Consider the following 8,145-nt stretch of genomic DNA (forward strand, 5'->3'; position numbering starts at 1 on the left):
TTCTACGCCGCCTTAATGAAACCAACGAGAACAAAAGCACCTCAAAACAAAAAGGTGAAAAAAATGAGCCAGGAAATTGACTACCTAGCCCGGATGACCTCGATCGGAAAACTAACTCGACGTGATTTTTTGGGGCGTGCTTCAGCTTTGGGTATTACAGCAGCGACAGCTGGAACAATTTTGACGCACCGTGTAAAGGCAGCAGAGCCTGTTTCTGGAGGAACGCTGCGCTTAGGCATTCAAGGGGGAGCATCCACGGACAGTTTGGATCCGGCAACAGCTTCCAATTCTACCGCAACCCAAATCCTCCGCATGTGGGGAGAGCCTCTGGTTGAGATCAACGAAGCTGAAGGCCTCGATCTCGTACTTGCGGAGGAATACCATTCAACGCCCGATGCGGTTGTTTGGACCTTCAAGATCCGTTCAGGAGTAACGTTCAGCGATGGTAAAACGCTGACCCCTGATGACGTGTTGGCGACCTTTGAGCGCCATATCGGAGAGGACACGAAGTCTGGGGCTCTCGGAGTGCTTAGGGGAATTGCTGACATTCGGGTCGATGGTGACAGTGTTGTGTTCACGATGAAAGGGGGCAATGCGGATCTGCCTTATCTTCTTGCCGACTATCATCTGATGATCCAGCCGAATGGAGGTAAGGATGCTCCCGCTGCTGCTGTCGGGACAGGCCCGTACATAGTCAAGACATTTGAACCTGGCGTTCGCGCCGTTTTTGAAAAGAATTCAAACTATTGGCGAGCAGATTTCGGTTACGCTGATACGATCGAATTGCTCGTAATAAATGACGATACTGCACGGATGTCGGCGCTTCAGTCAGGTGCCGTTGACATGGTCAACCGTGTACCTCCAAAACTTGCAGGTCTCATTGGTCGCGCACCAAATATCACGGTTCATTCAGTGCCTAGCGCCGGGCATTACACTTTCATAATGCATGCGAATACCGATCCTTTTTCCAACAAGGATTTAAGGTTGGCTCTGAAGTATGGTGTTGATCGTGAAGAACTCGTAGAAAAAATCTTGTTCGGGAACGGCTCAGTAGGAAATGATACGCCGATAAATTCTTCTTATCCGCTTTATTCCGATGATATTGAACAGCGGCGCTACGACCCAGAAAAAGCGGCTTTTCACTACAGAGCGTCCGGGCACGACGGTTCTATTCTGTTGCGAACGTCAGAAAACTCCTTTCCAGGCGCTCCAGAGGCAGCACAGATTTTTCAGCAAAATCTGGCTGCAGTCGACATAAATCTTGATATAGAGCTTGCCCCTAGTGATGGGTATTGGTCAGAGGTTTGGAACAAGAAGCCATTCTGTACCAGTTACTGGGGAGGGCGGCCGGTTCAGGATGCAATGTTTTCAACTGCATATTTATCCACGGCAGATTGGAATGATACTAGGTTCTTCAACGATCAGTTTGATCAACTTCTGTTTGCCGCGAAGGCGGAACTTGACGAAGAAAAGCGCAAAAAACATTATCGCGATATGGGCGTCATATTGAGAGATGAAGGCGGATTGATTTGCCCAATGTTCAACAATTTTGTCGATGCAACATCAAACCGGATTGCCGGCTGGGGTAACTCAAAGGGCTTGGGCCTCATGAACAACTACGCGCCGATGAAGATGTGGGTCGTAGCGTAGGATGCCACGAGTACTAGTTCTGGTAGCTCAGCGAATTGCGTTGGGGTGCCTGCTGCTTTTAACTATCTCAATACTCATTTTTGCTGGGACAGAAATTCTTCCAGGAGATGTGGCAGAGGCTATCCTCGGCAGAACTGCCACACCCGAAAACCTTGAGAATTTGCGGCGAGAGCTAGGTCTCAATGAGCCGACTTATGTTCGCTACTTTCAATGGCTCTGTGGGATGTTTCAAGGAGATCTCGGTTCTGCACTTTCAAGTGGAGCCGATATTTCAGAGGCTGTCGGTTACCGACTGAAGAATACGCTGTTTTTGGCAGCCTTCGCTTCCGTTTTATCGATCCCACTTGCAATTTTACTGGGCCTTATCGCGGTGCGTTACAAAAACCGCTTTTTTGACAAGCTGATCTCAGCTTTGACTTTGGCCGCAATTTCACTCCCTGAATTTTTCATAGGTTACGTTCTCATTCTGCTATTCGGGGTTCAGTTAGCCTGGTTACCAACTGTCTCAATTGTTGGTGAAGATATGAGTATCGGACAACGTCTCACAGTGACCATTCTCCCAGGAGTTACCCTGTCTCTTGTTGTGCTTGCGCATATGATGCGCATGACTCGGGCGGCGATCCTGAATGTTATTGAAGCTGCCTATATAGAAACGGCAGAATTGAAGGGATTAGGAAAGTTCAGTGTTATTTACAAACATGCCTTGCCGAACGCTCTTTCTCCGATTGTCAATGTAGTTACGCTAAATATGGCTTATCTCATTGTCGGTGTTGTCGTTGTCGAGGTTGTATTTGTCTATCCCGGCATGGGTCAGTACTTCGTTGATCATGTTGCCAAACGAGACGTGCCAGTTGTCCAAGCTTGCGGGCTTATTTTTGCGGCTATCTACATTTTGCTCAACCTTGTTGCAGACATAATTTCAATTCTATCCAACCCACGCCTCGCGCATCCGAAATAGGGAGGAGATAATGCACATTTGGGGCATCTCTCCAGGGGCGTTTTTCGGCCTGCTATTTTGTAGTGGCATTGTTCTTTCTGCTATTTTCGCTCCGCTGATTACTCCTTATGGAGAGGCCGAAATTGTTGGTGGAGTTTGGGAACCCATTTCTCAAAAGCATTGGCTGGGAACTGATAATTTAGGGCGAGATTTGTTAAGTCGCATTATCTATGGCGCTCGTACAACGCTCACTATTGCTGCGGCTGCGACCTTGGTTTCTTTTACGCTCGGGGCGGCATTAGGAATGATTGCGGCTGAAGCAGGAGGCTTCGTTGACCAGTTCATGTCACGCTGTGTCGACCTTCTAATGTCAATTCCAACGCTGATCTTTGCGCTTGTTGTATTGTCCGTCATGCCTGGGACGATCCTGACACTAATACTTGTTATGGGAATTCTCGACTCAACGCGTGTCTACCGCCTCGCCAGGGCGGTTGCGGTCGATATTCGGGTTATGGATTATGTAGAGGCGGCTAAATTGCGTGGTGAAGGACGAGCCTGGATCATTCTTCATGAAATCTTGCCCAATGCCATTTCGACTCTCATTGCGGAATTCGGTCTTCGGTTCATTTTTATGGTGTTGTTTCTGTCCGCGCTGTCGTTCCTTGGATTGGGAATTCAGCCACCTGAAGCCGATTGGGGAGGGATGGTTAAAGAGAATAAAGCCGGTATCGTGTTTGGCATTCCAGCCGCTCTTGCACCTGCTGCGATGATCGCCATGCTTGCCATTTCAGTGAATCTTATAGCCGATTGGATCTTAAATCGTACCTCCAGTTTGCGAGGGAAATCGGCCGATGCCTGAATACCTGCTTGAGATCAGGAATCTGCAGGTAAGTGTTCCTGATATGCGTGGAAATCATCAGCTTCCTGGCGCCGTAATAGTGCGGGATGTCTCTGCATCTTTGGAAAAGGGAAAAGTTCTTGGTTTGATAGGTGAATCCGGAGCAGGAAAATCCACGATTGGCCTATCATCGCTCGGCTACGGTCGGGGGCGGGTGACGATTACCGGTGGAGAGATTATCTTAAATGGTCGGAACATTCTGCACCAAGACCGAGCCGGTCTGAACGCTATGCGCGGCAAGGAGGTTTGTTATGTTGCCCAGTCGGCCGCCGCTGGCTTCAATCCTTCGAAAAGGCTGATTGATCAAACAATTGAAGCGACATTGAAGCACAAGTTAATGTCGCGCAGGGAAGCCATTGCGCGGGCGAAGGACATTTACAGAGCTTTGAGCCTTCCTGAAGCGGACAGAATAGGTGATCGCTATCCTCATCAGGTTTCGGGTGGTCAGCTGCAACGGGTTATGACCGCAATGGCTCTATGTTCGAATCCGGATCTAATTATCTTTGATGAACCGACCACAGCGCTTGATGTCACGACGCAAATTGATGTTCTGGCTTCTATCAAGGCCGTTATCAAAAGGTTTGGTGTGGCTGCGATTTACATCACTCATGATCTAGCGGTCGTTGCGCAGATAGCAGATCAGATCATGGTGCTGAAAGATGGGTGTATGGTTGAAATTGGTACCACAAGACAAGTCATAGAAGCTCCGAGAGAAAAATATACCAAGGCCTTGCTTTCAATCAGATCGATCGAACATGAGGAACAGGCTCCGGATGATGATCCAATTCTGCAACTTGAAAATGTTACGGCTTCTTACGGTAGTACTCCTACCGTTTTAAATGAAGTTTCATGTGAACTAAGTCGTGGCCAAACACTTGCTTTGGTAGGTGAGAGTGGTTCCGGAAAATCAACCCTGGCTCGAGTGGTGACGGGGTTACTTGCTCCTGATACAGGTGTTGTGTCGTTTAATGGGCAGCCTTTGTCAGCTCTCATTGCACAACGTTCGAAGGACGAATTGCGTCGCATTCAAATGATTAATCAGATGGCTGATACGGCCATGAATCCACGGCACACTGTTAGAAAAATAATTGCCAGGCCAATACAGTTTTATTTTGGCAAGCAAGGTTCCGCTCTGTCACAAGAAGTCGAATTGCTGATTGAAAAGATCGGTCTCGAAACTGATCAGGCCGATCGATATCCTGCTGAGTTGTCAGGTGGACAACGTCAACGGGTTTGTATCGCCAGGGCTTTGGCTGCACGCCCAGATGTCATCATTTGCGATGAGGTCACTTCTGCACTTGATCCGTTGGTCGGTGATGAAATTATAAGACTTTTGCTAAATTTGCAAAAGGAAGAAAGTATAGCGTTTCTGTTCATCACGCATGATTTAGCAACGGTGAAGTCTATTGCAGATTCAGTTGCGGTCATGCACAAAGGTAAACTTGTCCGCTACGGGGTAAAGTCAAAGGTTTTATCCCCTCCTTTTGATGATTACACAGACCTTTTGTTGTCTTCAATTCCGGAAATGACCCCTGGTTGGCTGGAAACTATACTTGCGAACCGGAAAATGGAAGCTGCTGGTCACTAAACCAGAATTATTTTGCAACAAACAGAGCTCGATACTCTGGCAAATGAACTTGATGCGAGAAACGAAATCGTCAAGGGCACGAAAAGAGTTGGATGAGGCTCAAGTGTTGTCCTCATCCATTTTGGCGGCTTGTTTGTCTGACTTTTAGTTACATGGTTCGAAACCAGTTGCGTAGCTGTTCACATGAGTAAGCTTCTCTAGTCGGTTCGTGCATCGCGTTTTCACTGCTGCCTTCGACCCACAACAGGCTTATTTCCTTTGGAGGCATACCAAATTGTTTACGAAAGCGCCGACTAAAGTGGGCGAGGTCGTGGAATCCAAGACTGTTGGCCACTTCTTTCACCCGCCCCTGGTGTGAAGGCATCGTCAAGAGCTGGTAATAGGCGCGTTCTAACCGACGTTGAGTGATAAAGCTCGCGACACCTCCGATGTCGGCGAAATCTCGATAAACTGAGGGGCGAGACAAATTGAAAACTTGGCATAAGTGATCCACATCCAGATCCGGATTGGACAAGTTCCGGTTTATGTATGAACGCATTTCTAGTCGTCTTTCAAGCCTTAGCTTTCCCAACTTTGGGCCTGTTGGTTGTTGGGAAACCATGACCCCCCTTATGAGTCGGCAAAACGACTCAGATATGACGTCGGCTTCTGATTTCTCCAGCAGTTGAACTTGCTCCAGTACCGACTGGACAGCGCTTGTGAGAAAGTTGCCTACTGCGGAGCCGCTGGGAAAGCACATATGCTGGGGATGAAGGTTGGGATCATATCCGATTGCTTCATGGGGGATCGTAACTCCAGCGACAATCGAGCTTTCCGCCGTCGCATAATACTCCTGAGAAAAGTCAAAAACATGCACGTCACCTGAGTTCATTTTCCAGGACTGATCTCCAAGTACTCCCTTTGAACTGCCGCTTTTGTAAATTTGAAGCGACAAGTAGTTCGAATTTCGGGCTTTGATGGAGTCGTGACGGAAGGAATGTTTTGAGAACGCTACTTCAGAAAAAATCAGTTCGCCAATTTTCCAAGCTCTCACACTCTCCTGATCCTTGGGTTCACTAGACATCGGAGTGACATCATAAACCTCTCGCATCGCATCGCACCAAACGTCGTAACAGTGCTTAAGACCAACAAGCTCGGCGTCTATCTGAATTGAGGGAATTGATGCGTGTTTGTTCATTGCCTAAGGTCACTTCCTGATTTTTTTTCTGATGGGATGAGTCATTAGAAACTCATCATTGGAGTCCGGGGAGCATCTCGACATTCCGCTGAAACGTTCCATGAAGACGAAGGGGCAATCGGTGGGGAGGGAGGATGAACGAAACGGACTCGTTGTTGTCTGTTTTGCTGCCCGTCTGGGGCACCCCTTCCAAGGCAGCTCGTATACATCGATCTATTCTGCATACTGTGGTTGGCAGACAAACGCGTTCGTATTCAGTATCATCGTTGCTTGAGACTACGACTGAAGCAGTTGCGCGATCAGGCGTCCGGCAAGGTTTTTGAGCCCTTGCAATGATTTTTGTGTCATTGCGATCCAAAACATGATGTTTTTTGATCGCCGTGTTGGTTGTTCGTATCATGCTTAGATCGCTCCCTCATAAAAAATGAGACGAATTAAGAAAACAATCAATTGAGCAGATTTAGCCTCCTTTAAGCTTGTTTTAGTTGTTTGAGCGTGTGCGCTTAAATCTTAGTCCAAATATCGGTAGATTTATCGTAACCGATTGAACGGCCGGAAGACTTGTGCATGTAAAATTTAACAATGATGTGAAGGAATGTGATGGAATATCTGCCGATACTATTGGTAGGGTTTAGGGAATTTGAATGAGGTTGTGATGACGCGTGATGAACGCAAACAGGTTTATTCGGAAAACTTGCGTTTGATGTGTCAGCGTAGGAAGTCTGCATCAGCAGTTGCGCGCGAAATCGGTATCAATCGGCAGCAATTTGAAAAGTACCTGCAAGGCGTGGTGCTTCCATCTGCGCACAGCCAGTTTCGAATAGCTCAGTATTTCGATGTTTCGGAGGAGATGCTCCTTCAAGATGGCGCCGCTGCTGATTGGCTTTCGCGTCAATCTCGGCTGGCTGCGAGCAGTCGGGATCTGAATGCTCTTTTCGGTCTGCCTTCGGCTCATGAGCTATCAAGGCTGCGGAATTATCAGGGTATCTATCACGTCTACTTCGTGTCACCTGCGTTCCCGGGTTACATCCACGTCGGTGTCGCACTGGTGAGAGAGAGTGATTTTCAAATGACCTCGGTATTCTTCGTTCGCACTCGACATCCGGAAACGGGAATAGTGCACCGATCGCATCTTTATGGCTTGATGTGGCTGCGTGGTGAGCGTGTTTTTGTGGTGGAACGCACGAAACGTGCTTGTGATCGTTTTTCCGAAACGATCCTGTTTCCTTCTCACGGGGACAAGATGAAGTACATGACAGGTATGAGTATCGGTTTGACCTGGCATCCGCAGAGTGAGCCGTTTGCTGCACGCACTATTTGGCGCCGTGCGGGTGTATCGGTCTCACTTCGGCAAGCCATTCGTGGGTGTGGTTTGTACCGGGTGACGAGCCCGAACATTGATTCTGTAGTTCGCAAGTTCTTCTGCGACGGAGAAAACCTGTTTCAAGGAAATGTGCTTTCCACTTCAGGCTTTGGAGGTATTCGAGAGTAATGTCTCGCGTGAAGAGTTGTTTTCAGGTTTAATCAATAAAGCTCATCATCGGGTGATGTCAGGTTAAATCCGGTTGGGTAATTTTGGACAGATGCATGTTGGTCAGACGGCCACTCCTGCAACCGCATTTCCAATGCGCGATGGCGCTGAGCCTATGCAGATGGACGGTGAGGGCTAAGGTTTTCGCGCGAGAGGGAACGAAGAGATTTCGGACCGCCGAAAAGACGGACAGTAAACGTTGCAACCCGCCCGGTGATCGAAATCCCTGCATGACACGTTCTCGTTTTCGCAAAGGCAGATGCGAGTTCTCAGCGCGATTGTTGAGGCCTTTATGTGATCGATGCTCGACTGCCGGCATGACTTGGCGACGAGCCGCTCCATAGGAACGAAGCTTGTCGGTGAC

General features: G+C 48.3%; 7 protein-coding genes. 5 read left to right on the forward strand and 2 right to left on the reverse strand.

Annotation, left to right across the window (positions count from 1 at the left end; all coding sequences use genetic code 11):
* Positions 1–63 precede the first annotated feature (63 nt).
* From K5905_RS21520 to K5905_RS21535, 4 genes are read left to right on the forward strand one after another with little or no spacing between them, the layout of a single operon-like run.
* Positions 64–1,650, forward strand: coding sequence for an ABC transporter substrate-binding protein (locus tag K5905_RS21520; protein ID WP_297587577.1), 1,587 nt, complete (start codon positions 64–66; stop codon positions 1,648–1,650).
* A gap of 1 nt (position 1,651) precedes the next feature.
* Positions 1,652–2,608 (forward strand): ABC transporter permease, encoded by a 957-nt coding sequence (locus K5905_RS21525; protein WP_297587565.1) that lies wholly within the window; start codon positions 1,652–1,654, stop codon positions 2,606–2,608.
* A gap of 10 nt (positions 2,609–2,618) precedes the next feature.
* Positions 2,619–3,446: an ABC transporter permease gene (locus K5905_RS21530; RefSeq protein WP_297587567.1), complete on the forward strand. Its 828-nt coding sequence runs from the start codon at positions 2,619–2,621 to the stop codon at positions 3,444–3,446.
* Positions 3,439–5,073 (forward strand): ABC transporter ATP-binding protein, encoded by a 1,635-nt coding sequence (locus tag K5905_RS21535; protein WP_297587569.1) that lies wholly within the window; start codon positions 3,439–3,441, stop codon positions 5,071–5,073. The genes K5905_RS21530 and K5905_RS21535 overlap by 8 nt, the downstream gene beginning before the upstream one ends.
* Before the next feature lie 148 nt (positions 5,074–5,221).
* Here the strand turns inward: K5905_RS21535 and K5905_RS21540 are convergent, their stop codons facing one another.
* Positions 5,222–6,250: an AraC family transcriptional regulator gene (locus tag K5905_RS21540; protein WP_297587571.1), complete on the reverse strand. Its 1,029-nt coding sequence runs from the start codon at positions 6,248–6,250 to the stop codon at positions 5,222–5,224.
* A gap of 655 nt (positions 6,251–6,905) precedes the next feature.
* Between K5905_RS21540 and K5905_RS21545 the strand changes: the two genes are divergently transcribed.
* On the forward strand, positions 6,906–7,742 hold the full coding sequence (locus tag K5905_RS21545) for a helix-turn-helix transcriptional regulator (protein WP_297587573.1): 837 nt from the start codon (positions 6,906–6,908) through the stop codon (positions 7,740–7,742).
* A gap of 58 nt (positions 7,743–7,800) precedes the next feature.
* Here K5905_RS21545 and K5905_RS21550 read toward each other — a convergent pair.
* Positions 7,801–8,145, reverse strand: a 345-nt coding sequence (locus K5905_RS21550; protein WP_297587575.1) for a DDE-type integrase/transposase/recombinase, incomplete at its 5' end; no start/stop codon positions are given.

Origin of the sequence: Roseibium sp., assembly GCF_025698965.1 — a bacterium.
In the GTDB taxonomy this organism is placed as follows: domain Bacteria; phylum Pseudomonadota; class Alphaproteobacteria; order Rhizobiales; family Stappiaceae; genus Roseibium.